This is a genomic window from Paenibacillus sp. PAMC21692, from assembly GCF_014303795.1.
GTDB classification, from domain to species: domain Bacteria; phylum Bacillota; class Bacilli; order Paenibacillales; family Paenibacillaceae; genus Pristimantibacillus; species Pristimantibacillus agaridevorans.
Window position 1 is genome coordinate 702,436 of sequence record NZ_CP060293.1, and the last position, 24,971, is coordinate 727,406.

At 48.4% G+C, this 24,971-nt stretch carries 17 protein-coding genes; 6 read left to right on the plus strand and 11 right to left on the minus strand.

Going from position 1 to position 24,971, the window contains the following annotated elements:
• Window positions 1-11: 11 nt before the first annotated feature.
• The 5 genes from H7F31_RS02815 to H7F31_RS02835 all read left to right on the plus strand — a co-directional run bounded on the left by H7F31_RS02815 (window position 12) and on the right by H7F31_RS02835 (window position 6,726).
• Window positions 12-2,330, plus strand: coding sequence for a polysaccharide lyase 8 family protein (locus H7F31_RS02815; protein ID WP_187102952.1), 2,319 nt, complete (start codon window positions 12-14; stop codon window positions 2,328-2,330).
• 11 nt (window positions 2,331-2,341) lie between these two features.
• Window positions 2,342-4,129, plus strand: coding sequence for a cache domain-containing sensor histidine kinase (locus tag H7F31_RS02820; protein ID WP_187102954.1), 1,788 nt, complete (start codon window positions 2,342-2,344; stop codon window positions 4,127-4,129).
• A 20-nt stretch (window positions 4,130-4,149) separates the two neighbouring features.
• Window positions 4,150-5,244 (plus strand): response regulator, encoded by a 1,095-nt coding sequence (locus tag H7F31_RS02825; RefSeq protein WP_187102956.1) that lies wholly within the window; start codon window positions 4,150-4,152, stop codon window positions 5,242-5,244.
• A complete protein-coding gene (locus tag H7F31_RS02830) occupies window positions 5,216-5,887 on the plus strand; it encodes a TetR/AcrR family transcriptional regulator (RefSeq protein WP_187102958.1) in 672 nt (223 codons plus the stop codon). The genes H7F31_RS02825 and H7F31_RS02830 overlap by 29 nt, the downstream gene beginning before the upstream one ends.
• A gap of 104 nt (window positions 5,888-5,991) precedes the next feature.
• Window positions 5,992-6,726: a glucose 1-dehydrogenase gene (locus H7F31_RS02835; RefSeq protein ID WP_187102960.1), complete on the plus strand. Its 735-nt coding sequence runs from the start codon at window positions 5,992-5,994 to the stop codon at window positions 6,724-6,726.
• A gap of 87 nt (window positions 6,727-6,813) precedes the next feature.
• On the opposite strand, the gene H7F31_RS02840 is transcribed toward H7F31_RS02835, so the two are convergent.
• Both H7F31_RS02840 and H7F31_RS02845 read right to left on the minus strand, forming a co-directional pair.
• Window positions 6,814-7,539, minus strand: a complete 726-nt coding sequence (locus H7F31_RS02840) for a 3-ketoacyl-ACP reductase (RefSeq protein WP_187102962.1) — start codon at window positions 7,537-7,539, stop codon at window positions 6,814-6,816.
• 30 nt (window positions 7,540-7,569) lie between these two features.
• On the minus strand, window positions 7,570-8,421 hold the full coding sequence (locus H7F31_RS02845; RefSeq protein WP_187105184.1) for a LysR family transcriptional regulator: 852 nt from the start codon (window positions 8,419-8,421) through the stop codon (window positions 7,570-7,572).
• 159 nt (window positions 8,422-8,580) lie between these two features.
• Here H7F31_RS02845 and H7F31_RS02850 point away from each other — a divergent pair, with 159 nt between their 5' ends.
• Complete coding sequence (locus H7F31_RS02850; protein ID WP_187102963.1) at window positions 8,581-9,585, plus strand: DMT family transporter; 1,005 nt, start codon at window positions 8,581-8,583, stop codon at window positions 9,583-9,585.
• Window positions 9,586-9,621: 36 nt separating this feature from the next.
• On the opposite strand, the gene H7F31_RS02855 is transcribed toward H7F31_RS02850, so the two are convergent.
• From H7F31_RS02855 to H7F31_RS02895, 9 genes are all read right to left on the minus strand, one after another.
• Window positions 9,622-10,164, minus strand: a complete 543-nt coding sequence (locus H7F31_RS02855; protein ID WP_187102964.1) for a DoxX family membrane protein — start codon at window positions 10,162-10,164, stop codon at window positions 9,622-9,624.
• 375 nt (window positions 10,165-10,539) lie between these two features.
• On the minus strand, window positions 10,540-11,085 hold the full coding sequence (locus H7F31_RS02860; protein WP_187102965.1) for a 50S ribosomal protein L25: 546 nt from the start codon (window positions 11,083-11,085) through the stop codon (window positions 10,540-10,542).
• Window positions 11,086-11,292: 207 nt separating this feature from the next.
• Entirely contained in the window at window positions 11,293-12,078 is a 786-nt protein-coding gene (locus H7F31_RS02865; protein ID WP_187102966.1) for an AAC(3) family N-acetyltransferase, read from the minus strand.
• A gap of 57 nt (window positions 12,079-12,135) precedes the next feature.
• The gene (locus H7F31_RS02870; RefSeq protein ID WP_187102967.1) at window positions 12,136-12,819 is read right to left on the minus strand and encodes a Crp/Fnr family transcriptional regulator; all 684 of its coding nucleotides are present in this window, start codon (window positions 12,817-12,819) and stop codon (window positions 12,136-12,138) included.
• Window positions 12,820-13,021: 202 nt separating this feature from the next.
• Window positions 13,022-14,917: a patatin-like phospholipase family protein gene (locus H7F31_RS02875; RefSeq protein WP_187102968.1), complete on the minus strand. Its 1,896-nt coding sequence runs from the start codon at window positions 14,915-14,917 to the stop codon at window positions 13,022-13,024.
• 64 nt (window positions 14,918-14,981) lie between these two features.
• Window positions 14,982-15,413 (minus strand): SRPBCC family protein, encoded by a 432-nt coding sequence (locus H7F31_RS02880; RefSeq protein WP_187102969.1) that lies wholly within the window; start codon window positions 15,411-15,413, stop codon window positions 14,982-14,984.
• A gap of 67 nt (window positions 15,414-15,480) precedes the next feature.
• Entirely contained in the window at window positions 15,481-16,437 is a 957-nt protein-coding gene (locus tag H7F31_RS02885) for a sigma-70 family RNA polymerase sigma factor (protein ID WP_187102970.1), read from the minus strand.
• A gap of 113 nt (window positions 16,438-16,550) precedes the next feature.
• Window positions 16,551-19,598 (minus strand): FlgD immunoglobulin-like domain containing protein, encoded by a 3,048-nt coding sequence (locus H7F31_RS02890; RefSeq protein WP_187102971.1) that lies wholly within the window; start codon window positions 19,596-19,598, stop codon window positions 16,551-16,553.
• A 37-nt stretch (window positions 19,599-19,635) separates the two neighbouring features.
• Window positions 19,636-24,957: a DUF4838 domain-containing protein gene (locus H7F31_RS02895; protein WP_187102972.1), complete on the minus strand. Its 5,322-nt coding sequence runs from the start codon at window positions 24,955-24,957 to the stop codon at window positions 19,636-19,638.
• Between the last annotated feature and the right edge of the window lie 14 nt (window positions 24,958-24,971).

A 24,971-nucleotide genomic window follows, 5' to 3' on the forward strand; every position in this document is an offset into this window, starting at 1 on the left:
GGTTCCTGGTTATGAACTGCTCGGAGCTGCGACTGAAGTGGAAGGACATGCTTATAGCTAGCCCTGTGAGCAGCCGTGATGAAGCGGACGCCGATCTCGAATTAGCGTTGCAAAGGATCTCGGATGAGGCGAGATCCTATGCGGATACCATCCATCTACACGCTGATCGCAGCTGCCTGTGGCAGGATTTGTCGGGGACGCAATATGATCTCGCCATATTTACAAGCTATCGGCGTATTAAAGCATTGGCACTGGCGTACGCGACAGCAGGATGTCAGCAATACCATGAGACTGTTATATTCAATCATATTACGGATGCGCTGGAGTGGCTTCATCTTCATCACTACAATGCGGACAACTACGGTCGATTTCGGCTTTGGTGGCATGTTGAGATCGGCATTCCACTCGAGATCAATGATTGCCTTGTCCTGCTATATGATAAGCTCTCTCCTGCGTTCATTCGCAAACATGCGGAGGCTATCCTCCGCTTTTCGCCAGACCCGGTCTTCTACAATTACTCAAGCACGGCTCATTATGGTACCAAACCTTCAACCGGGGCTAATCGCTTGTGGAAGTGCTCGGTACACGCGATACTAGGATCCGTGCTTGGGAAACCATCCATGCTTGCCGCCGCGACAAGCGCAGTATTGCCCGTGTTGGATTATTCCGCTCAAGGAGATGGCTTTCATCGGGACGGCTCCTTTGTTCAGCACGATTGTTATGCGTATAATGGCGGTTACGGGAAAGCCTTCCTTAGTCATCTGGTACGACTGTTAAATTGGCTGAAAGGCTCCGAGTGGGAAATAACGGATGACCGGACGGGCCATTTGTTTCATTGGATAGAGGAAGGTTTCCTCCCTCTTGTCTACAAGGGCGCTCTTATGGACATGAGCAGAGGCCGTGAAATTGCCAGGTCCTACTCGCAAGACCATGAGGCCGGCCATCAATTAATAGATGCGATTGTGGAGGCTATTCCATTATTCCCGCATAGGGAAGTCGAACGTTGGAAGGTACTTGTCGCCTATTGGATACGGTCGGATACTTATCGAAGGTATTATTCGTACGCGACGCCCAGAATGATTCGGCTGGCCAAGCAAGTGGAGCAAGAGGCCGGGCAGTTGCCCCCGAATAGCCCTTCCAGCGCCAAAGTTTATGCCGCAATGGATCGGGTTGCTTATGTGCAGCCCGATTACGGCTTCTCGGTCAGCATGTACTCGTCTCGAACGGCTGCTTACGAATGTATCTCGAGAGTCAATCGCAAAGGCTGGCATACTACGCACGGGATGACTCAATTGTATACCCAAGATCTGGATCAATTTAGTGAGGGATTCTGGCCGACGGTTGATATGCAACGACTGCCTGGTACGACAGTGGATAGAAGTCTCAAGCCGGAGGAATACGGTGCCGGCAAGCTGAGTTCAAAAAGCTGGGTGGGCGGGGTTGAGCTTGAAGGGAAATTTGCGGCTGCCGGTATGGAGTTGGAGGGTTTGCCAGACTTGCATGGCGAACATCCGGGCCGCTCGCTAAACGCGCGGAAATCATGGTTCCTATTGGGTGAAATCATTGTATGTCTAGGCTCGGATATCCGCATGGATGGAGATCATCCCGTTGAAACCATTGTAGATAACCGCAGGTTGCATACGGACGGCGGCGGGCAGACCACGGTTAATGGCAGGGTCAACACACCGGAGGAAGAGGGGGCGCACAGATGGCAGTCTGTCCGCTCCATCCATCTGACGGGCTTCCATAACGGCGCCGATATAGGCTATTATTTTCCAGAGCAAACACCCGTTATGGTCATACGCGAGACGCGGACCGGCAGCTGGAGCGATATCGGCATTGAACAGAGGGATCAAATAAGCAACGGTTATTTGACTCTAGTCCTGGAGCATGGGATACGCCCCGTTGATGGCCAATATTGTTATGCGATTCTGCCGGGGGCGAGCCAAGAGCGGCTCCTGCGCATGGAGGAGCATCCCGCTTTCGAAGTGCTGGAGAATAGCTCGCAAGCGCATGCAGTAAGGCATAGCGCCTTGGGGTTAACCGGCGTTAATTTCTGGGGAGATGCGCAAAAGACGGTGGGCAGCCTGACGGTAAACGCTAAATCATCCGTCATGCTGCAAGAAAGCGATACGGATTTAATTTTTTCCGTAGCTGACCCCACGCAATTAAATAAAGGCATCATTGAAGTTATCATCGATAGTACGGCCACGGGCATTGTCGCAATAGATCCGGTCGTCAAGGTCCATGAGTTATCGCCGCGGATTCGGTTATCCGTTGATGTACGAGGCTCGTGCGGTAGAAGCGCTCGAATTAAACTTCAAAAATAGGACGGATAGCTATGAGATGGATACTCGCAATACGCCGTTCGTTGAAGTGGAAATTTATCGTACTGGTGCTCCTGCTTGTTATCGGATTGGTATGCTCGATTGGATATTTCAGCTATTATGAGAGCTCGAAGACGATCCGGCAGGATGTTGGTTTGTTCAGCGATCAGATTTTAAAGCAAGCTAACCTGAATCTTGATCAATTTTTTCTGGATTATGAATACGGCTTTTTGTTGTTTGGTTTAAGCTATGAATTCGAGCAGTGGCTCCGTGCAGACAAGGACGATCTATCCGAGCAGCTAATTATGGAGAATCGGCTGGAGACGAAGTTCGTCCTTCCTTTTAAATCGCAGTATCCGGATTTGCTTTCCGTGTCCCTCTATAATGATAACGGAGTCGAGAAGCTGTTCCGGGAAGACCGCAACATTTTTCCGGATTTGGATTATTCGGTCAAGCAGGAGAGCTGGTTTTCGGAGGTTCGATTAACGAAGAGACTTCAAATGTTCGTACATCAGCCCGTGCTGTATAAAGCTACAGGCGCGACCCAAGTACTAACGATGACCAAGAAGTTCGATTACGGGAATAGCAGCGGCTTCATCAAGATCGATATTAATCCGTCTCGTATCCTGCAAATACTGAGCCAGATCCATTTGGGTCGCAACAGCATTGCGCTAATAAGCGGTCCGGACGGCGGGACTCTACTTCAATCAGGCAGTGAACGTACTACTCTTGACCCGACGATCTGGGCATCTGTATCCGCGAGCGACTCGGGCTCCTTCTACTCGAAAGCAACCAATGAAATGATTATGTTCCAGACCCTGCCCTATACCGGCTGGAAAACGATTGTTATCGTGCCCTACGAGAATGTAGCGGAAGGCGTTTATCGAGTAAGGGATTTCACTATTATTGTTGCAGTCATCAATATCATTATTGCAATAGGTCTGATTTGGATGATATCTTCTTCGCTCACATCCCGATTACTGAGACTCAAATCGTGGATCAAGGAGACGCAAATGGGTAATCTGAGCAAAAGAATTTCCATTGGCGGTATTGATGAGGCGGCAGAGCTTGGATTAGCCTATAATCGAATGCTGGATGAATTGGAGGGATCGATGAACAATCTGACGGAGTCGCGATTGCTTCAGCAGCAGGCCGTATTCTCGGCGCTGCAATCTCAAATTCATTCGCACTTCTTGTACAATGCTTTGGAATCGATTAATTCGATGGCTAATCTGGATGGAAACCAGGGCATCATGGACACGACAGTGGCGCTGTCGAATATGCTTCGTTATACATCCAACTACCAGCAGGAGCTGGTTACACTGCAAGAGGAGATCCAGCATGCCGGCGATTTCATCAAAATTATGAACATTATGTACGGCGATCGGATCGAGCTGATTTATTCGCTAGAAGATCCCATGCAGCGGATTTATTGCTTAAAGGCCGTTATTCAGCCCATTATTGAGAATAGTATCAAACATGGCTTCGAGAGAACAGGGGCGCCCATGAAAATACAGATCCGTGTCGAGCTTGAAGAAACATACGCGACAATCATGATTCATGATAGCGGAGAAGGCTTTGCTCCGGGCAAGCTGGAAGACATCCAGTCTATACTTGGGAGACCGGGCACTCCAACGGATTATCGAACGATGCAGCGAGTAGGTCTATTGAATGTACATTATCGCATTCGAGTCTATTATAAAGACGCCGATGCGGGTATACGTATCTCCAATCATCCGGATGATGGCGGGGCCCTCGTACAAATAAAATTCCCAATAGCATCGGCATCAGGGAAACCGTAGGAGAAAAGGGGAGACTTATCATGCTGCGAGTTCTAGTCGTAGAGGACGCTCCAATTATTAGAAGCAGTATTATCAAGTCCGTCGAACGCTTTGATCCTACCGTCATTGTCAGCGGCGAAGCAGCCAATGGAGTTGAAGCGCTGGAATGGTTGGAGGACTACCATGCCGATCTATGTATAACCGATGTAAAGATGCCGCATATGGATGGCTTGGAGCTCATTTTTCAATTAGGCAATCGTTATCCGGAGATGGTAGCGATTGTTGTATCGAGCTACGATGAGTTTGATTATGCAAAACAAAGCATTGAGCTTGATGCCATCGATTACATCCTAAAGCCTGTTGACCAGAGCAAGCTCAATCGAGCCTTAAGCAAGTCTATCGAGAAACTTACGGCATCCCGATTACAGCATGCCAGCGCTATATTCATCAAGCGATTGCCGCATCACCGCCCCATCATGAATCAATGGCTGGAGCATATCCGCACCCTTCGCGTTGAGACCATGCCAATGCTGATCGTAGAGACACTTGCCTTGCTGAGAGACTGGGTAGGCGAGCAATATTTTCTGCTCAATGCCTTGTCCATGTGTTGGCTTCAAACGGTCATAGAGGAGCTGCATGATCCCAAGCTGTCCCTTTCCTTTGATTTGGACGAAGGCCAAGACCTGGGCTTGGGGGAAGATGTCTTGGAGAAGTTGAATTTGCGTTTTTATTTTTCATTATGCGCGGTGAGACGTCTCGAGGAGGGGGCCCATTGCCTGATGCGCAGCATGAGAGAGGTCCGCGTCGGCCAAGGCTCGAGATTGATTGAGAATACGAAGCAGTATATTTCCGAACATTTGGCTGAGAAAATAAGCATTCAGGAATTGGCCGATCTAGCTTCAATAAGCCGCAGTACAATTGCGGCGATGTTCAAGCAAGAGACGGGCTCTACCATTAATCAGTACGTCGTGGAGGAGCGTATGCGCAGGGCAAGGGATATGCTTCTGAACACGGGCCTGCGAAGTTATGAGGTTGCCAATAAGGTTGGGTACGAGGATGTCATCTACTTCGCGCAATTATTTAAAAAACATTATGGGTTCTCCCCAATTGAGTATAAAAAAAGAATGGAGTCCTAGCACGAAAATGAGTAAACGAGAACAACAAAAACAACAACGCCGCCAAAAAATGATCCAGACTGCAAAGGATTTATTTTTGGAGCAAGGCGTGCAAAATATACAAATGCAGGATGTTGCGACTGCTGCCGACGTTGGAATAGCAACCTTATTTCGCTATTTCCCTAAAAAGGAGTATTTGGTTATTGCCGCTACGAATGCGATTACGGATGAAATGGCCGCGAATGTAGGACGGATTGTCGAGAAAACAATTTCCGCATACGAAAAAATCGAACAAATTCTGGATTATTATATAGATGGATCCAAGGATCCCCAGCTTCGTTTGGCAAAGTTTTTCGAGTCCTATCATTTATACGAAAAAATAGCGGCAGAATCGCCCGAGCAATATGCGGAATATTTATTCGCACGAAGTAAACTAGCCCAAATTTTATTAACATTGGCCGAGCAGGGCAAGCAGGACGGCTCATTGAGACCGGATGTTGATTTGGATGTGTTTATCATGACGATGGTGCAGAATTTCAGCATATTCACATTCAAATCAAGCCTGGCCAACCATGATGCCACTCTTTCGACGTTGCTTTCGGCGGACAAGCAGCTTGCGATGATGAAGGATGTATTTTTACGCTATATTCGGGCATCCCAATAACGGGCGTATAGATTGACATTCCAACGGGAAAGTTGTTTACTAGTAAGTGTGAATAGTGATAGTCGACTATCACTTTAAGCGAATCTATTTTAGGAGGGCTTATTATGAGTCGCTTATCAGGCAAGGTAGCCATTATTACAGGAGCAGCGCAAGGTATGGGCGCGGCACATGCAAAATTATTTGTAGAGCACGGCGCAAAGGTTGTTTTAACCGATCTAAATGAGGAAAAGGGGCATGCATTTGCATCCGAGTTAGGCGAGAATGCTCTATTCGTTAAACAAAACGTAGCCTCTCAAGAAGATTGGACAAAAGTCGTCGCGAAAGCCGAAGAAGCTTTCGGTCCAGTAAACGTATTAGTAAACAACGCCGGCATTACGATGGCTAAAAATATGCTTGATCTTACAGAAGAAGAATACCGTCGCATCGTAGACATTAATCAGGTGTCTGTATTCTTGGGCATGAAAACCGTGGCAGCTTCGATGATGAAAGCTGGCGGCGGTTCGATCATCAACATCTCTTCGATGAACGGCCTGGTTGCCGGTGCCGTAGGTTACACGGATACTAAATTCGCAGTGCGCGGCATGACAAAAGCAGCTGCGATCAACCTGGCGCCGATGGGCATTCGCGTAAACTCCGTACATCCAGGCGTTATTGCAACGCCAATGGTTGTACAAGAAGATACAAAAGCGGCTGTAGAAGCCTTCTCTCAACACATTCCATTAAAGCGCGTAGCCCAACCGGAAGAAGTATCGAATATGGTATTGTTCTTGGCTTCCGACGAGGCTAGCTACTCTACAGGTTCGGAATTCATTATCGATGGCGGACTAACTGCACAGTAATATGTTCGCGGAACTTAAAGAGGCCGATTTTCTACCAGGGTAGAAAATCGGCCTCTTTAGGAGCATGTTGAGAACTGCTTTTTACACTCAGTAAGGATTCGTAGCAATAAAACTCGCCGTCTTCACGTAGATGCGCGGATTTAGCTTCAATTGATTGACGATTACTTCCGCGATGTCCTCCGCTTGCATGAACTTCGAATCGTTGTTTTCCTTGATCAGATTGAGATCAAGCGCCAGATCCGTGGCGACCGTACTAGGGTTCAGAGCCGTTACGCGAATATTATTGCGACGAACCTCTTGCGCTAACGATTCCGTGAAACCGATCACCGCGAATTTCGATGCGCTGTAAGCGCTGGAGGTAGCCGCTCCGCTTAATCCGCTGGTAGAGGAAATATTAATAATATCCCCGCCTGACTTCTCGATCAATTGAGGCAGCACCGCACGCGTGACATAATAGGTGCCTAGCAGATTCGTATCGATGATCCGTTTCCACTCTTCGGGGTCCATATCCAATACGGTGCCGAATGTCGCGATTCCCGCATTATTGATTAGAATGTCGGCGGAGCCCAGCTCGCTTCTCAGAGCTTCCACCGCGGCTTCCACTTGCTCTTTGGAGGAGATATCGGCGGTAGCATAAGCTGCTTTAACGCCCAGCCCTTTCAATTCGTCGGCCACTTCCTTTAAGGAAGCCTCGCTCCTGGCAACCAGGCCAACGTTTACGCCTTCTTTCGCTAATGCGACAGCCGTCGCTTTGCCGATCCCTCTTGCCGCTCCTGTTACGATTGCTACTTTTCCTTCCAACGATTGCGCCATTGTGCAGCTCCTCTCCATTCTGTACCCACATTATATCAAAGAAACAATTTCATCCATAAAGCATTGTAGCGTGCTCGATATATAGGAGTCTTTGCGCCAAATAAAAATGGTCGTAATTTCATGATAAGGCTCAGGTACGCTATGACCAAACACGGTGCCCTTGACAATCAGATCGGTAATGGATGATTCCGGAATAATCGTCATTCCTATTCCTGCGGCGACGCTGCCTATAATCGTTCCGAACGTTCCGAATTCCATGATCTGCTTCGGGATAATCCCCTCCGCCTTCATCCAGCTTTCAAGCCGTTCCCGATATCCGCAACCTTTATTGTATAGCAAAAGAGGCTTTTCCGTTATTTCCTCGATACGAAAGCTTTCTCCTTTGGTTACGAGCACCAGCTTTTCTTGAAAAACCTCAAGCTGTTCGATAAAAGGATGCCTGATGGGGCCTGTAACAAAAGCTCCATCCAGCTTCATATCAAGTACTTGTTGGACCAAGTCATCGGTAACTCCGGTTTTTAATGATAATTCAACATTGGGATACTTTCCATAATAAGAGGATAGGATGTCCGGCAGTGCATTCACCGTCTCCACGATCCCGATTTCCAGGACACCGGAGGGGTATGACTTATCCTCGAATAGATGTGCCATCTCCTCCATCCTCGACAAGATCTCCCTCGAATGCTCCAACAACCGCTTTCCTTCCGGGTTAAGGATCATCCCGCGTTTATGCCGATAGAACAATGGCGTCCGAAGCTCTTTTTCCAGCAGCTTTATTCTTGCTGTGACATTGGATTGCACGTAGTTTAGCTCCAATGCGGCTTTACTGACACTGCCATGCGTTGCAACCGCCTGGAATATTCTCAAATCATTAAACTCCAATGCAACCTCGCCTCTGCTCTCCAATGGAAACATGTTTTTCAAGTATCATTATAAATGATGATGAAAGTGATTTTCAATCATTTTACTATATCCATTCTCCTTCCTATAATGAGTGATGTACAAAGAATTGGGCAGATTTTCTATAGGGAGAGACTACACATGCTAAACAAACAAGTCATCATAGGTTCCATTCTCTGTCTCATTGCCAGTATGTCATGGGGAGCGATGTTTCCTGTTGCACACATTGCTTTGCAGCAAATTGATCCATTTTATTTTTCATTTATCCGATATTTTGCCGTGGCCGTCATTCTTAGCGTGATGCTTTGGATAAAAGAAGGGAAAGCGGCATTCCGTCTGGAAGGAAAGGGCAAGACTCTATTGTTTTTTGGAACGATGGCATTTGTGGTCTATAACATGGCCATTTTCTTCGGGCAGCAGCTCATGGGGGAATCCGGGACAATCGCCGCCTCCATTATGGAAGTGCTCATGCCGATGATTTCCGTTATGCTCTTGTGGATCACAACCAAAAAAGCACCGAATACATACACGCTCACAAGTGTAGGTATCGCGCTCGCCGGCGCTTTGCTCGTTACTACCAATGGGAAATTTACATTTTTTACGATGGCTGGGCAACATCTTGTTCCTTTGCTTCTGATTTTCACGGGAGTTGTGGGATGGGTCGTGTATTCGATGGGGGAGAGCCGATTTAGAGATTGGTCGATCCTGCGCTATTCCACACTCACATGTTTGCTAGGAACCGCAGTGTCTTTCATCATCGTTATGCTTGCTTCCGCCTTTGGGTTGGTTCCCGTTCCCGGCTGGCACACGATACTTTCGATTAAATACGAAATGTCCTTTATGATACTACTGCCAGGGCTTGTAGCCCTGCTGTGCTGGAATTCAGGGATCAAACGGCTATCGCCGCTTAACGGCATCTTATTTATTAATTTTGTTCCAATTACCACTTTCGTCATTATGGCCTTTCAAGGCTATCAGATTAGCAACTATGAATTTTACGGTACGCTGCTCATTATCTTTGCCTTAATACGGAACAATATGCACCAGAGGAAAGCACAGCGGTTAGAAGACAACAAAGCCTATTCCGCTAGCCCTGTACTTACTCAAATCAATAAGCAAAAAGAACGATCAGAGGCAGCGCTCTGATCGTCCTTTTTTTCGATGAAGTTTTTCGGTATTGGTTTATTTAACTAACAGTCCCGCATCTGTTGTCGGATTTTTGGGTTTGCGATGGAAGAGACGATCAAGTCCTTTGTGCATAAGCGGAAGGACGTAACGATCTAATCCAAAGCGGCCAGCGTTCGTGCCGGCGAAGATGACCATCAATCCAAGAAGCAGAAGCCACGGGTTCGTGCTTACGGTACCTGCGAACATAAACATGAAGTTCATTAAGGCTCCGAAGAATGCGGCGGTAAGCGTTAGTGTACCAAGGATGAGTCCAAGTCCTACCAGAAATTCTCCCCATGGTATAGCGACGTTAATAAATCCAACGTTCGGTAATGCAAAGTGTTCTACAAATGCAGTGTAGGTCGGGTAAACCGCTTCACCTGTAGCTTTATCAAGCACCGGGTTGTTTACGGCCGCGTTGAGGAAACCCGTTGCATCGAAAGGCGTTGCTCCCGTAATTTTATGCCATCCAGCGTCTAACCATGCGAACCCAACCACGAAGCGAACAATAGTGACTAGAATACCGGCGATTTTATGCTCTTTCCAAAATTTTAACATGAAACTCACTCCCGTTCTTCATTATTAGTAGCGGTATGGCGTTAGATTAGCTTCAATCTCGCTGATGGTTGAGATCGTTGTATATGATTCATCAGGATCACCGTCCTCGTTGGTTTCGATTGATGATTGCTTCTTGTTGATGTCTTTATTATAGAATGTAAAAACGATTGACATTGTGATTTAAATCATAAAGTTGAGGGGTAACATTTGATCAATTTGTGAATAAATTCACAATAGTTGGCGTGTAACGAAGCCGAAACCAATCGTCACGTTCAGCACGTTGCTCAAGAAAGCAGCAGTGGATGCCAAAAACCAAGGAGCTAAGCGAGAACAAGCCGCTTAGCTCCTTGGTTTCTTTCACTTAGCATCCAAGCATTAAGGCTTCAATACGGATACGAGAGTTTCGTTATCCCCGGATATGACCGTCACTTCGGGCGGTAATTTCAGGTCTTTTACGAACAACGTTTCTCCGATTTCCATCGCGCTGATGTCGAGCTCGACCACGGACGGCAAGTTCTTAGGCAAAGCCTCCACTTCCACATACGGGTCCTCGACCTGCACGACTCCCCCCGACTTTGTTCCAATAGGGCTACCCAATAGCTTTACCGGAAGCTTCGTACGAATAACTTCGCCCGACTGAACAAGCTGGAAATCGACATGCAACAGCTCGCCGGTCACCGGGTTGCGATGAAGGTCCTCCAGCAATACCGTCAGGGAATAGTCATCTGCCAGCTTAAGCTCGATAAAGCCGGAGCCGCCTTTCTTTAACCATTTTTCAAATTGCTTGGTGGATATATGAATGATTTCGTTATCTGCGTTTTTTCCGAATACAACCCCGGGTAAACGTCCCTCCCGACGTAAATTCCGCAGTCCGGAAGATTTCAATCTCGGACGTCTTTCTGTATGAATGCATGCAGCCATGCTCTACCTCTCCTTTACATGAGTGATTTTAGCGCTGTAATAGCAGCGGTTGAACCTCCCCGGCACGGGGATAAATAGAGAAACATAGCATCACAACCTCCATGTCCTTTCGGATAGATAGACATACATTAAATGTAAAAACCCGTAAATACAGACCAAGGCACCCCACTCCGAAGAGTGGAATGCCTATGGGTTTCATTCACCATATCATAGATTGTCGGCCGTGTCGATACGCGCTGGCAAAGGATTGTTATCCGAAAATAAATCCGGATTATCCTTGAGCATGTCCGTAATGACCTCAGCCACCAAAGCTGCATTGCATACTCTAACGACGGCATCGCCCAACAGCCCTTTATACATCGCTCCCTTGCGTTCAAGCACTTCGTCCACTTTCCAAAAATGCTCGGACCACGATAACCCGCAATGTCTGCGGGAAGGCACAGGGATTTCGGTTCCGTCGGACAAAACCGTATACAGCATCTGGTGGTCATCCGTTAGTCTTCCGGATATATCCACCCATTCCTCGACCCCATGAATAAAGGTGTTGCGCTTTAAATCGACTCCGACCAACATAATCGTTGCTTGCCGGTCAAGCAGCTTCCCCCAACTGGAGCCTCTGGCGCATGGAGTATCGAAATGATGGTCGCTGTTTGTAAATGCATGTGCATCTCTCCCCAGCGCCGCCACGGAATGAGTGGGATGCCATGAACGCGCCACGCCCGGCCTTTTGCGAAAAAGTTCGGGCAAAATGCCGACGCAAACCGGCGACTCCTCCACGTAGAACCTCGGATTCTCTGCATTTATATGCGACCATGTATGAGTGGGCAACACTAACAGACCATCCTTCATATAGTCGGACAACACGTCCAGGACCGTGTCCGCGCCACCATCGACTTGTCCCAAACTTTTCATCGACGAGTGAATCAATAACGTGCCAGTTGCATCAATACCTAGCTGATCTAATTGCTTCTGCAGGCTCTCTTTCGTGTGCAACCTTTTCCCCTCCAATCGTAATATCCTAACAGTTACCATCCTGATTCCCAATTCAACTCAATTAACGTCAAGTATATTTCTCAGTCCATCCAGGTTGCACACAATTATTTTTTTCTGATCATTGCGTATCAATTGCTCGTTTTGTAATTCCAATAACAATTTTGTCACGGTTTCGCGTGCCGTTCCTGTCATATCCGCCAATTGCTGATGCGTTAGCTTCAAATCAATTAAAATACCATCCGCTGAGGGTACTCCATGTTGTTCTGTTAGTCGCAGCAACATGCGGGCAATACGCGTGCGTACGTCGTGAATGGTCAAGTCCATGATTAATTTATTGGCATCGCGCAGACGATCCAAAGCCGTTCCCAATATACCGATAAGGATTTCAGGCTTGCTATTGACTAAAGGAATGAAATGGCGTTTTTTCAAAATGCATAAAGTAGACTTCTCGATTGTCCTCGCCGAAGCAGAGCGTACTCTTTCATTCTGCAGCAAAGCCATCTCTCCAAAGAAATCTCCTTCTCTAAAAATAGAAAGAACCACATCCCTGGAGTGATTATCTTGATAAATTTGAATAACTCCGGATATAACCAGATAAAGTTCATCTCCTTCATCGCCTTCTAAGAAAATGGACTCGCCTTTTGTATATACGCGTTTGCTGCATAACTTGGAAATTTCAGTTAAATATTCATCATCAAGTTGCTCGAAGAGCGGGAAATTTCGTAATAGCTGCAGATTCATCTTCAAAGCCTCCAGTACGAGCCATAATTTGAAAGGGCCATCCTCCGGCAGCCTGTTCAGCCACGCCAGATATGACCCTTTCTTAAAATATAGGGAAGTATAAGTTCTTCTATACTTGGCCTCTATTTCTTGGAATGAAACTTACTGCGCCGCCAAAGAACGGCGACAGCCGTTTCACCTTGATCGTGTTTTAAATAGCTTTTCACCTTTCAACCAGCTTGCTTCGTATTATCGTTAACGCTTCCCGCGCTGCCTTTTCGCCCATGGCCATGTTATGGTTAGACAATTTAAACGATACCTGATTTGTCGTAATTTCGGGCCTAAGCACGACATCCGCGATTTGCGCTTCTTCCGAAATAATTTTTCGGCTCATAATTTCAATCGTGTTGAGGATCGCCACTAAAAAGCTTTTCGGTTCCCCTAACACCGGCGTACTCAAATCAACGGCGATCACCACGTCGGCCCCCATGCTTTTGGTTAGCGCAACAGGCACAGGATGGACCACCGCACCATCCACCAGGTAGCGTTGCTGATACTGAACCGGCTTGATGAAACCGGGAATCGCCGTCGAAGCGCAGATCGCATGGGAGACTCTGCCTTTATTGAAAATGTGCGCTTCGCCGCTCACCGCATCCGCAGCTACTGCGGCAAACGGAATCGGCAAGTCCTCAAAGTTGACAGGGCCGATATATTTTTCAACAAAACGGGCCATTGGATGATTGCTTACTAACGCCTTCGGAGGCATCACAAAGTTAACAAGCTGCCCCCAACGAACGGTTGGCAGCACCTTCTCGAACGCGGAAACAGGCTGCCCCCCTGCGTATAACGCCCCAATAAATGCCCCAACGCTTGTTCCTGCAATGATGTCGATGGGAATGCCCTCTTGCTCCAACAGCTTAATAACGCCAACATGCGCGGCTCCCCGCGCGGCGCCACTGCCCAGCGCAAGCCCGATCCTCGGTCTTGTTCCCGGCTCGCGGTTCCTTCCGAATCGCAGATGACGCTTAAGGATCATTCGATTGCCGCTGACAACATGCGCTTCTTGCACGACCGTTTTCAGTTCCTGGACATTGCCGTCAAGATACGGATAGACCGTCATCATATTCATCGCGTCATGGGAGATCAATTCCTGCGGATCATCAGAGCCCGCGGCCAATAAAAACGCATGGACGAGCTCGGGGATGTCCTCCTTTCGCTCCCTGAGCGGAATCATCTTTACCTCTAGTGCACGGGTATCCGGTTTGTCGCAGGCTGTCATGAGAATGCGCATATCTCCTGAGGATTGGAGCAATCGACTTAACAATTCCAGCGGCATCGAATCCACATTTTCCAGTACGATGGTTCCTTCTCTTGCCGCCCGCGCTTTCATATCCCAATCCTCTTGAAGGAAGTTTGTCCCGTCCATGCTTACGATTGGATATTCGGCGCGCCGGGACAATCGATGAATTTCGTATGCGACATGCGACTTGCCGACGCCTTTTTCGCCCACGATACATACCGGGTCTTCCCGCCGAGCACATTCTGTAATGTCTCTGCGGAGCCCATGCATAAATTTGCTGCTGCCAACCAACGGTCCATATTGCGCCTGCCGCTCCAGCTCCAGCTCCCGCATGACGGCGAGGCTTCTCGTATATTCCTCCGCCACCCGGTCGTTGGACTCCTGAATGCGCTTGATCATCGCTTCGGTCATATGCTGTCGGAACGTAGTGCTCCGGTCCATCAATAACAGCAACCCTTGCCGCGGCATTGCTACCGTCACTACCGTGCCGACAGCCATTACGGTAGCACTTACCGTTTTCCCCGTCAGACAGGACATTTCCCCAACGAAATGTCCTCGCTCCAAATTCGCTACGAGAATCTTTTTTTCATTCTCCAGGTACACATCCAATTTGCCGGACAACACGATATGGAATACTTCGCTCGATTGCCCCTGCTTCAGAATAATCATGCCGTCAGTAAACGTATGTTTCGTTAAATAGGGATAGATCGATTGCAAATCTCCTTGCTCTAATTCTATCAATAGCGGGTATTCCCGTATTTCGTCGAATTTCAACGGATACACCTCCCCCTGAGTCAGCGTAGCCTTCGCTCCTTTCATTTTATGGCATCCCTCCCGCCTTTACAACGTTAAAGAAAAAGGGCGCCCAGATGGGCGCCCCGACTTATGCCTCGGATGCTTCGGTATATCGCTTGAAACTGTCCATAATCGCTTGCCAGCCCGCCTGTTGGAACTCAACGGGGTGAGTGCTCTCAGGGTCGAAGATTTCAACGACCTTCGTTGTCTCGCCTTGATCAACGAACGTAATATCCACCTTCCGCCCGTCTCCCATCGTGTAGGAAATCGCCTCATGCAGCTTCACTTCGTCGTAAGTTCCGCCGAAATCAAAGCCCATGCTGCCGTCTCGCGCTTCCATCCGTGTAGTGAACGTGCCGCCGACCCGCAAATCATTTTCCGCTTTTGGCGCATGCCAATCCTCCGAAGGTTGATTCCACTTCGTGATGTGGTCCGGCTCGGTCCAATAACTCCATACTTTTGCCACAGGGGCTTGAACGACGGTCTCTACGGTTACTTTCGTCTGATTGCTTGTTTCCATTGAAAAGGACACCTCTTTACGGGAATTTTTGCTTCTCCCTTATATAGACGAATGCAGATCGCCATATTCATCGGTCTATTTGTTCCGGAAGTCCTAATCGGGTAAATAATTTTGCATTAATGAAATTTTGAACATGGAGGATTCGACGATCCCTCATTTCAATTACATGGATGCCCCAAGGAACCAGCACGGATGCCTCCTTGCTCGGTACGTACTGCGCCAAAGCGGGATAACCTCCATTGACTGTAGTCCGCAAAAATTTGGACCCCTCGCAATGCCAGCGCGTAAGCGCAAAAAACTTGGACAAATCGTTCTGACCGCTTATCCACATGGCGAAAGGCGGCATGGACATGCATCCTTCCTCCTGAAACAGCGACACCAGCGCATGGATATCGAATTGTTCGAAGGCCTCCACATACCTGGAGAGGAGATCAGGATCGGGATGGACATCCATCTTGCTGTATTCTTCGGAACGAAGCTGCGTTCGGTCCATCGTCTCTCTGGCTCGTTGCAAGGCGCTGTTGACCGCTGCCGACGACATTCCCAACGTTTCCGCAATTTGTTTGGAAGACCATTCGAATACGTCCTTTAGAATAAGAACCGCACGTTGACGAGGCGGCAATGTTTGCAAGAGCGCGATAAAGCAGAGCTGGAGGGTATCCTTGCGAACGAGAATATCCTCCGGATTTTCTCCAAAATCGGGCGAAGGCCAAATCCAAGACGAGTCTGGCAGCATTTCGACAGGTTCGACAATGGCAACCGCCGGGCCGGATCGGTCAACGGAAAGAGATCGGCGTTTGGCTTGCCTCAGCTTGTCCAGGCATAAGTTCGACGCTATGCGGTAGATCCATGTTTTAATGGAGGAATCCTGCCTAAACGTGCTCCAGCTTTGCCAGGCCCGAATGCTGGTTTCCTGAACGGCATCGTCCGCATCATCCATGGATCCCAACATTCGGTAACAGAACGATGTTAACCCCGGCTTAAAGCTCTCAAATAACTTCATATCAAAAGCTGCTTCGTTCATCTTGGCCTCCTTGGGGCGATAACCCTAAAACATTCTCCTTTCATCATATTCGAATCGCCCGGCCGCCTCAATCAAATATCGCAATTTCGACTGACGCCGCAACCAATGCTCGCCTACTGTTTCACAAAATAGAGTTTATCTACATATACCGCGTACACGTTTGAGGAATTATCCGCCGGCCAGATATAAGCGTATTGATTGTTGGTTTGAGAAGGAACAAACGATCCGATCTTGATCGTATGCCATAACATATTTTCCATTGCGGCAGCCGGCATTGTCTGTGTTCCGAATGGATACGACGTTGTAGTTGCATCATATACTCCGTAGGAGAACGCGTTTCCTGACGGAGTTACAAATTGGGGTTTTCCGTTTGCGTCGTAGTTCAAGTCGTCGGCATATTTGATCTTAACTACCGCATAGAGATCGTATGTTGCACCCGGAACAAGCTGGTTTTTATTCCAAAACCATTGCATATCCCATCCGTTTGCAGCTCCGACTACCTTAACGGCTGTTTTTCCATCCGATGCCGATACGTCAACATTATTTTTAGTAGCCCCTCCGAACATGCTCAAATCGATGTCTTGCCCAACGTAAACCGTTTGGGTTGTATCTTTCTTCAATTTGAGTATCTTTCCGTCCCCGGCCGCAAAAGGCAGGCTGCTTATTTCATAACGGTCCGGATAAGTCGTAAACGGGATGACGGCGTTGGTGAGCGAATCTCTTATTTCAGTAATATTCATGCCAAGCTTTGCCCGATCGATTTTGATCGTGACATTAGCAATGTTTAAACAATCATGATTGACAACGACCAAGTACTTATCTCCCGTAGCAAGATTTTCGTGAGTGGTTACATCTGCATGGGGATGTGCCGAACTGGTGGTATTGCCGCCTCCGATCGTTGTGGCGACATTCGCAATTTTGGTCATGGATAAGATAGTAGGCTCCAGCGTTTTTATTTCATCAAATAAAGTTTGAACGGTAGTGAACTTCGGCCCCCTGTTATAATGCTCGTCGACCATCCCTTCCCACAAGCTTTCCGTTTGATAAATAAAGTAAAGAAATCCCTTGGATCCGTGTCCAATGTTGAGATAGGTCATTGCCCTTGTTTCGGCCGCAATGGGGTCTCGCAACCCCGTCGGCTCATGCCCGAAATTCTGTATGACCGTCCACCATGGAGCACGGTTTTGAATATCTTTTTTGGTCAGCATGTGAAGAAAGTCCAGATAGGGTTTATAATCAATGTTCGAATAATAGGGGTGGTTCATGTAATGGGTGAAATCCCCGACCGGATACCCCAAAGCCGCCCCGTATGGATCGGTTAATAACGTCTGCGTTTGTTGGACTCCGTAGTGGAATTCCGTATACTCCGGAGCCACATAGTCTATTAAGGCTTGATGGTTGGGGTCAATCGATTCCGTTATTCTTTTGGCGTTTTTCAATAAATTCGCATGATCCATATCCAGGTCCATCGGCTCGTCTTTCAGTACGTACGCGTATAATGCAGAGTGATTTTTAATGGGAGAAATTCGATTGTTTATCTCGTTATACAAAGCGACTTCATCATTCGCCAGCGTCGGATTGTATAACGTGCTGTATGCCATCGGAAAGGCCATCACCTTAATATCATAAGCGGCTGCCCTATCTAAAGTATCTGTATAAAGCGCGGCGGGTCCATTCCAGTTGGCGATACTGACAACATTCATATTGGCATCCTTCAGATCCTGAAAGCTGTTGTTTAAATAGGAGATTCTGGCGGAAGATTGATACGGAATTTCTCCTCCCTCGAACCATGTTCCCCGAGCTACAAAAGGCTCTGGCGCATTAGGAGCATTTAAGGATAATCCGGTAATGACCTGAATATTTTTTTTATACAAATCCCCGCTGGCATTGCTGACAACGACTGTATACATCCCATTGGGCACGATTGCATTTGCGTTATTTCTGCCGTTCCACGAAAGTTTTACCGTACCGCTCTGGTTAGCGCCGCTGACCAATGTTTTAACCAGACTGCCGCTGCTATCGACGATCTTTGCGCTTATGTTTTGAGGTGCAGAAAGCGTATACGTTATTCCCGCGGAATCGTTAAGATCGTCCTGGTTTCCCGGGGAGATCTTATACGGCTTCGCTTTTATGAGCTGGTCTGGATTATCATTGATTTGCGATTCGTTTATCGAAATCAGATCTACCTTAATGGAAGGAAACTGGGAAGCGTTGTTTACTTGATAGAAGCTGACATGGTAAATATGGGTTGGATCAAGAGATAATGGCGCGGCGTTAATTTTGATTCCGTAATAAAATTTAAACTTATCTTGCGTCTCCAAGCTAGCCGTACTGTACACCTTTGGTGGCACAATATAGGTAGCAGTCGTCGAGTCATACAAAACAACGCCAAAAATATCGCCTGTCGAAGAATGCCAGTCCGTTCGATCGATCTGTACAATTGCAGTAATATCATAGGTTTCATCATTCCGAAGCTTAGAGCCGTCAATCGGCGCTTGAATATTCCAGTTGCCCCCGGCTCCATTGTATAGAATAGCCGCGCTATTATCGGAAGCCAGCGCGCTTGAAGTCAACACTGATGTGTTATGGAGAATAAAGCTGCTGTCCTGAATTACAATGGAATCGTGCGGTCTCAGGATGATTTCGTCAACGTAGATTTCCGAGGCCTGGCTCGCGTTATTGGTTCCTGCCACAAAAAAAACAAGTTGATTTACGCTTAAATTCGGCACGAATGTCCCCGCACGATATTCTTTCCATACCATGTCTTGCGTTTGGCTTAAAGGCACGGACTTTTGCGGAATGATAAAATTGCCGTAAGTGTTATCCCAGACTCCGAACGAAAATGCATCCCCTGCGGGATTTGCCGGCACATGATTCACTTTGACCCGAAAAAAGACATCGTAGGATTTCCCGGGCTCCAATTCACTAAAATCCATGCGATTATGCGAGATATTCCAATTATTGCTTGTGTTTATCATTTTACCCGCAAAACCATTTCGCGCGGTTGTGTCCGTCACGGTTAAACCATCATTGTAATAAGTAAATTGATTCTCTTCTATTACAAAATCCGCGCCGGATGCCGTGGTTTTTTCGAAACTCCACAATAGAGAGACAGCCAAAAAAATCGTCAGGAATAGAGTTGATTTCTTTATCTGGTTCATATTCAACAACTCCTTATTCGTTATTTGATTTTCCGATTTAGATCAGTTCCGATTTTTGCAGCAGCTTTTGAATGATCGTGGCAACCTCCGCCCTTGTCATTGCTGCTTTAGGGCCGAGGAAGTGGCTGCTTCTGCCGGATACGATACCTGCTTCGATACATTCGGCGATGCTGATTCTCGCCCATTGGGCGACGGTGGCAGCATCTTGATAAGGCTTGAGCTTCTCCTCCGGAGTCTCGGACTGGAGCTTTGCCCTCAAGTTGGTGATCGACATCGCTCTGGCGATGACCGTCATGGCTTGTTCGCGAGTGATGCTGTCATTCGGCCGGAAAGTTCCGTCTTCGAGTCCATTGATCAAGCCGTAAGAGACAGCCGCACGAACGTCGCTTGCATACCAATCCGTCGATTTGACGTCGGAGAATGTCGATGCCCCGTTACCCGGCTTGATTCCCAAACCGCGAACCATGATTGCGACAAACTCGGCGCGCGTAATAGCCCGATCGGGATCGAACAGCTGATTGCCGACTCCGTTAATAATCATGCGCGAGCCGATGTCTTGAATCGCCGCTTTCGCCCAATGACTCTGCGTATCGCGGAAGTTGATCGAATGTTTGATTAGTGCGTACGTGCTGTTGGTCAAACTGCTTATTTTTGCATGATACTTGCCGTCAATCCGCACGATTGCGGTCGGCACATGACGCGCTTCTCCGTCTAAATCGACGACGACGGCCGTCGTGACATCGTCGGGGTCGACCTGTTCCGGGATGGCAATCATACGTTCCACATACGATTCGAAGGACGCAACATCATACGTCGTATCCCCATAGCTATATTTGACGGTGAAATCGATCGGCGGCACGACGATTTCGAACATGCCCCGGCTCGCTGCGCTTTCGACCAGTCGGATCATATCGGCTGTTGAAGAAGCGATTTCGATCTGAATCCGGATGTCGTTTAGTGAAACCGATTTGCCTAGCTTGGCCGCTATCGCATCAATGTCGATTTGTTGCGCAGGCAACGTATACGTTCCACGTCCGGTTTGGATTTCTATAACCGCTTGTTTGTTCTCCAGATGCTTAATCGATTGACCATTGAGTACAGCGATCACCGCGTCGGCATCGGCTTGAGCCGGAATCGTCACTTTGACCGGTTGATCTTGCAAAGCAAGGTTGCTTTCCAGCTTGTCCCGATCGACAACGATAGTGACGACGGCCTGACCATTCCGGTTTGAGGTCGTTACCGTTCCCAATTTTTCCGGCTTGCCGTTAATGATGATCTCTGCATTGGCGATAGACGTTTCCGGTTTCCTCGGCCCTGTCGTTGTCGGATCTCCGGAGCCGGGTTCGTGAGGCGAGCCTTTTGGCTGCAAGTAAATCGGATGGAACTGATCGCTGCGCCACGGCTGACTTCCCGCCCAACCGATAAACACCGAATGACCGTGATAATTCCGGAAGAAATGACCGAGCAGGCTTTCGGTTTCATTGGGATCGACGCCGATCATGTCGAAAGGAATGGCCTGCACCACGTTCCAGCCGTTTTGATTAATGGCGGCATTGCTCTCGATTCGCAGCTCCGATTGAAACGCTGGACTGGATTTCGGCTCCAAGTGATAGATCAAATTTTTGGCGAGCGGATTTGTCATATAGCCGTAATAAGAGCTTGCATTATCTTTCGCGATAAAGGTTTCGACCGAATCGTCTCCCCCGCTCTTCCACCAGCCGTTGACAATTTCATTGCTGATCTTCGCTTTATCGGTCATGATTTCGCTATCGATATTCTCGTAACCGACATACAGGTAATCCTCGTCCCACAGTAAATACGCACGGGTGTCAACCGGAGGAGGCGTACGTTGGCTCATCACCAGGAAATCGGAGAACGGCTTGGCATCCGTCCAAGGACCGGAAGCAAAGTCGAGCGAGTTCAGGATATCCTGCTTGCTTGCCGAAGTTTCGACTGCCGTCGCACTGTATTCCTTATGGCCGATTTGTTCCAGGAAGGAACGCAGTTCTTCAGCTACGTCTGCAACCTCGGGGTTGTTTTTCACATACCGCAGCAAAGCGTCGATCATCTTGAATTGAATGCCATCCCACTTCGCCGCGTCCAGATAATCCGACATTTCCAAGATGGGATCGCCTCTGAAAGACTCGCGAAGGTCCACGCGTTTTTGGGCATACGCGTAGCTGTTCTTGATGAACGCAAGATCCTGCCTGGCCTCATCTTCGTCGGCCGGTACTTCAGCCGAAGTTCTCGGAAAGGAAAGCGCTGTTGCTTCATAATATTCGAACGACTGCATCATCAGCTCCGCCCGAACCTTTTGCTTGCCTGCCGTTGCCTTCTCGACCGCCTGTTCCATCAATGCGCGCGCGGTTGCCAATTCTTCCTCCGTTACGTCTTCCAGATAACGATAGTCGAGAAACGGCAAGAAGTTTGTTTTGACATCCTGATTCGCCCAGTTCAAATACCAATCCGTCTCGAAAATGCGATGGGTCCAGAAGTTTTCCCAGATAGCGTAGTAGTCGGCCATATAAGGAGCGGCATCCTCGCCCACGGCTCTCACGAACCATTCGTGCATCAACTCGTCTACGTCTTGATCGGGATCCCACTGCAGCTTAGCCATAACCCATGGTTTCGGACCTTCTCCCCCGAAGTTGGGGAACAATTCTCCGACGTGTCCGATTACCTTGTTATCACTCGCATATTGATAGACTTCCGCCATTGTCTGCATATAGAGACGAGGCACATGGTATAACGAGCCATAAATATAATCATAGAATCCGATATTGGATGCGACTGCCGTCCAGGCTTCGGTTAAAGCATGATCAACCGCTTTCGCATCATCATCTCCCCATATCATGCGATCAACCGTAATATACGGCACGACATTCTCGTGCAGGGTAAACCCTGTCGGAGGATCAATAACGTTTAAATAGGCGAGCAGCCCGAAATATTTATCCGCAAACTTCCCGTTGTCGTATTCCGTAACGCCTTCCGCCACTTTGTTGACCCAGGCGTAGTAAATATTGGACATATCGACTCGGCCCATGGAGTTGGTCTTATTGGGATAATTGGGGTGATTCGGATTTGCCTCGCAATAATGAATGCTGTCGTTCGTCCCGAGCGAATAGGAAATCGCTTTGGGATTAGCCTCGAAGTATTGTACGATGCGGCCCACCGCTGCCGATGCAGTATCATCGTTGAAGCAGGGCTGCCATTCATACGGATGCGTTGGCAGTACGCCGCCCGGATAATATTCGGGATGGTCGCTGAATACGCTAGGATCGAATAACGTGCTTAAATTATGATGAAAGCTCAAGCTGTCATGCATGCCATTGCGTCGTGCCCATTCGGCATAAATATGTAGGCCGTATGATTCGTCCGTGCCGAAGAAATGACGCGCGATGACGGCAGGCTCGTCTTGAATAAGTCCCGCTGGCACATCAATCGTGCTTTGCCGAACTACATCATCGCCATCGGGACCCGGCAGCAGCCAAACCGCGCCTGCAAACTGTTCCAGGAAACGATAGACGCCGAATTCCGTGCCCCACTCCGTAGGCCCGATAATCGTAATGGAGGAGCCTTGCGCATCAATGATGTAACCATCATCCTTCATCGGGTCAAGCAAATCCCGATGACGGGCCTCCATGCTGTATCCTACATGGATGCGAGAGGCGCCACTCGGGTCTGTCAAAGCCCAATCGCGGGACATCACGGGCAGTTTGACCCCTGTCGATTGCTCGATATAGTTCTGCAAGGTATGCGCTGCCTTAACGATTTGCTGCTCCGCTTGTTCGGGATAAACAATGACGGCATGAGCCGTGCCGCTATCCACGATCGTTACGGGCTCCGTTTCGTTTTCTTCGTATTTCACGGCGATAACCCGGTCCACGTACAAGTTTTCGATGAGGGCGTCCCCCGTATGGATATACAGATAAGGCTCATCTTGCGGATCGGCTTCATAAATCCAGGGCACTTCGACGTAATGATATTCGCCGTCCGCCAGGGGCGCTCGGCTGATCGGCGTTTCGTTTGGCTTGGACGAGGAGATGCCGACCTGGAATGCGTTTGTCCCCGATGCCAATCCCGTTTCCATGCGAACATTGGCATACAGCTTCCATTTGCCCGTGGAAGGCATTGCTTGCGCATGCAGCCGAATCGCCTGGATGCTCGTATTTCCGGGCAGCTTAACCGCTTTTTGATTCCATACTTTCGCGTCTCCGACGACTTCAGCCGGAGCGGTGAGCTGGAATTGATCCTCCTCCATGCTTACCCAATCACTCTCGGGCACGCCGCTCAGAAAATCCGGTTTTTCTACCGGCATGACAGGCTCGTATTTGACAGCGATAATCCGGTCCACATACAGATTGGCAATTGTGCTATCCTGGGTAGAAAACCAAATCGCCTGGGACTCCTCATTGGGATCATATTCATATAACCAGGGGAACTGGATGTAATGATACTCCTCGTCCGTAGAGCCCGTAAGACTTATTTGTCCCGACTGTGGATTTGACGAAGATATGCCGTAGCTTAATAACGGATCCCCCATTTGCGCCGTTCCGCGTTCAATCCGTATATGGGCATAAACTTTCCACTGACCCTCGGCAGGCAACGCCAATCCCGGCACCTGTATGACCGGCCCTTCGGCATTGCCGGCTAGCCGTGCAGACTTTTGATTTGCGGCCCCCTGATCCGCGACAACTTCCGCCGGGTTATTCAGAGCGAATTGATCCTCCTCTATTTTTAGCCAATCGCTTTTCGGCACGCCGGTCAAAAAATCCGGAAGCTGTTCGTCGGGCGTATACTTGACTGCAATGATATGATCCACATACAAGTTTTCAATGGAAGTGTTGGCCGTAGAAAAATACAAATATTGATAAGCCAAATTGGAATCATATTCGTATAGCCATGGGAATTCAACATAATGATATTCCTCATCCGCGTAGGATGAAAATTTCATCGTCGCCGAATTCTCATAGGGCGGATAAATACCGTAGCTAAACGCATTTCCCGCGTTTGCCGATCCACGATCAATCCGCGCATGCGCATAAATCTTCCACTGACCCTCTTGAGGGAGGCTCGCTCTATGCAGCTGTATCGCCCAATCTATTTTATTGCCGGCTAATTGCGCGGCCTTCTGATTTGTTGCCTTGCTGTCATCGACGCTTACCGCCGGATCATAAAGAATGAACTCATCCTCCTCGAACTTCACCCAATCACTATCAGGCACGTCTACAAGGAAATCCGGCAGCTCCTCGGACCCTTCCGGGCTTTCAGCCCCGGAGGCGGCTGCGAAAGCAAGGTTTTGACACAGGGATAATACGAGAATAAAACAGCAAATCAATGAAATCGGCTTTTTCAACAAATCGTTCATCTCCT

Excerpts from the sequence above, each read along its gene's own strand:
- H7F31_RS02815 (WP_187102952.1), top strand. The coding sequence starts at position 12 with ATGAACTGCTCGGAGCTGCGACTGAAGTGGAAGGACATGCTTATAGCT.
- H7F31_RS02820 (WP_187102954.1), top strand. The coding sequence starts at position 2,342 with ATGAGATGGATACTCGCAATACGCCGTTCGTTGAAGTGGAAATTTATC.
- H7F31_RS02825 (WP_187102956.1), top strand. The coding sequence starts at position 4,150 with ATGCTGCGAGTTCTAGTCGTAGAGGACGCTCCAATTATTAGAAGCAGT.
- H7F31_RS02835 (WP_187102960.1), top strand. The coding sequence starts at position 5,992 with ATGAGTCGCTTATCAGGCAAGGTAGCCATTATTACAGGAGCAGCGCAA.
- H7F31_RS02840 (WP_187102962.1), bottom strand. The coding sequence starts at position 7,539 with ATGGCGCAATCGTTGGAAGGAAAAGTAGCAATCGTAACAGGAGCGGCA.
- H7F31_RS02850 (WP_187102963.1), top strand. The coding sequence starts at position 8,581 with ATGCTAAACAAACAAGTCATCATAGGTTCCATTCTCTGTCTCATTGCC.
- H7F31_RS02855 (WP_187102964.1), bottom strand. The coding sequence starts at position 10,164 with ATGTTAAAATTTTGGAAAGAGCATAAAATCGCCGGTATTCTAGTCACT.
- H7F31_RS02860 (WP_187102965.1), bottom strand. The coding sequence starts at position 11,085 with ATGGCTGCATGCATTCATACAGAAAGACGTCCGAGATTGAAATCTTCC.
- H7F31_RS02870 (WP_187102967.1), bottom strand. The coding sequence starts at position 12,819 with ATGAATCTGCAGCTATTACGAAATTTCCCGCTCTTCGAGCAACTTGAT.
- H7F31_RS02875 (WP_187102968.1), bottom strand. The coding sequence starts at position 14,917 with ATGAAAGGAGCGAAGGCTACGCTGACTCAGGGGGAGGTGTATCCGTTG.
- H7F31_RS02880 (WP_187102969.1), bottom strand. The coding sequence starts at position 15,413 with ATGGAAACAAGCAATCAGACGAAAGTAACCGTAGAGACCGTCGTTCAA.
- H7F31_RS02885 (WP_187102970.1), bottom strand. The coding sequence starts at position 16,437 with ATGAACGAAGCAGCTTTTGATATGAAGTTATTTGAGAGCTTTAAGCCG.
- H7F31_RS02890 (WP_187102971.1), bottom strand. The coding sequence starts at position 19,598 with ATGAACCAGATAAAGAAATCAACTCTATTCCTGACGATTTTTTTGGCT.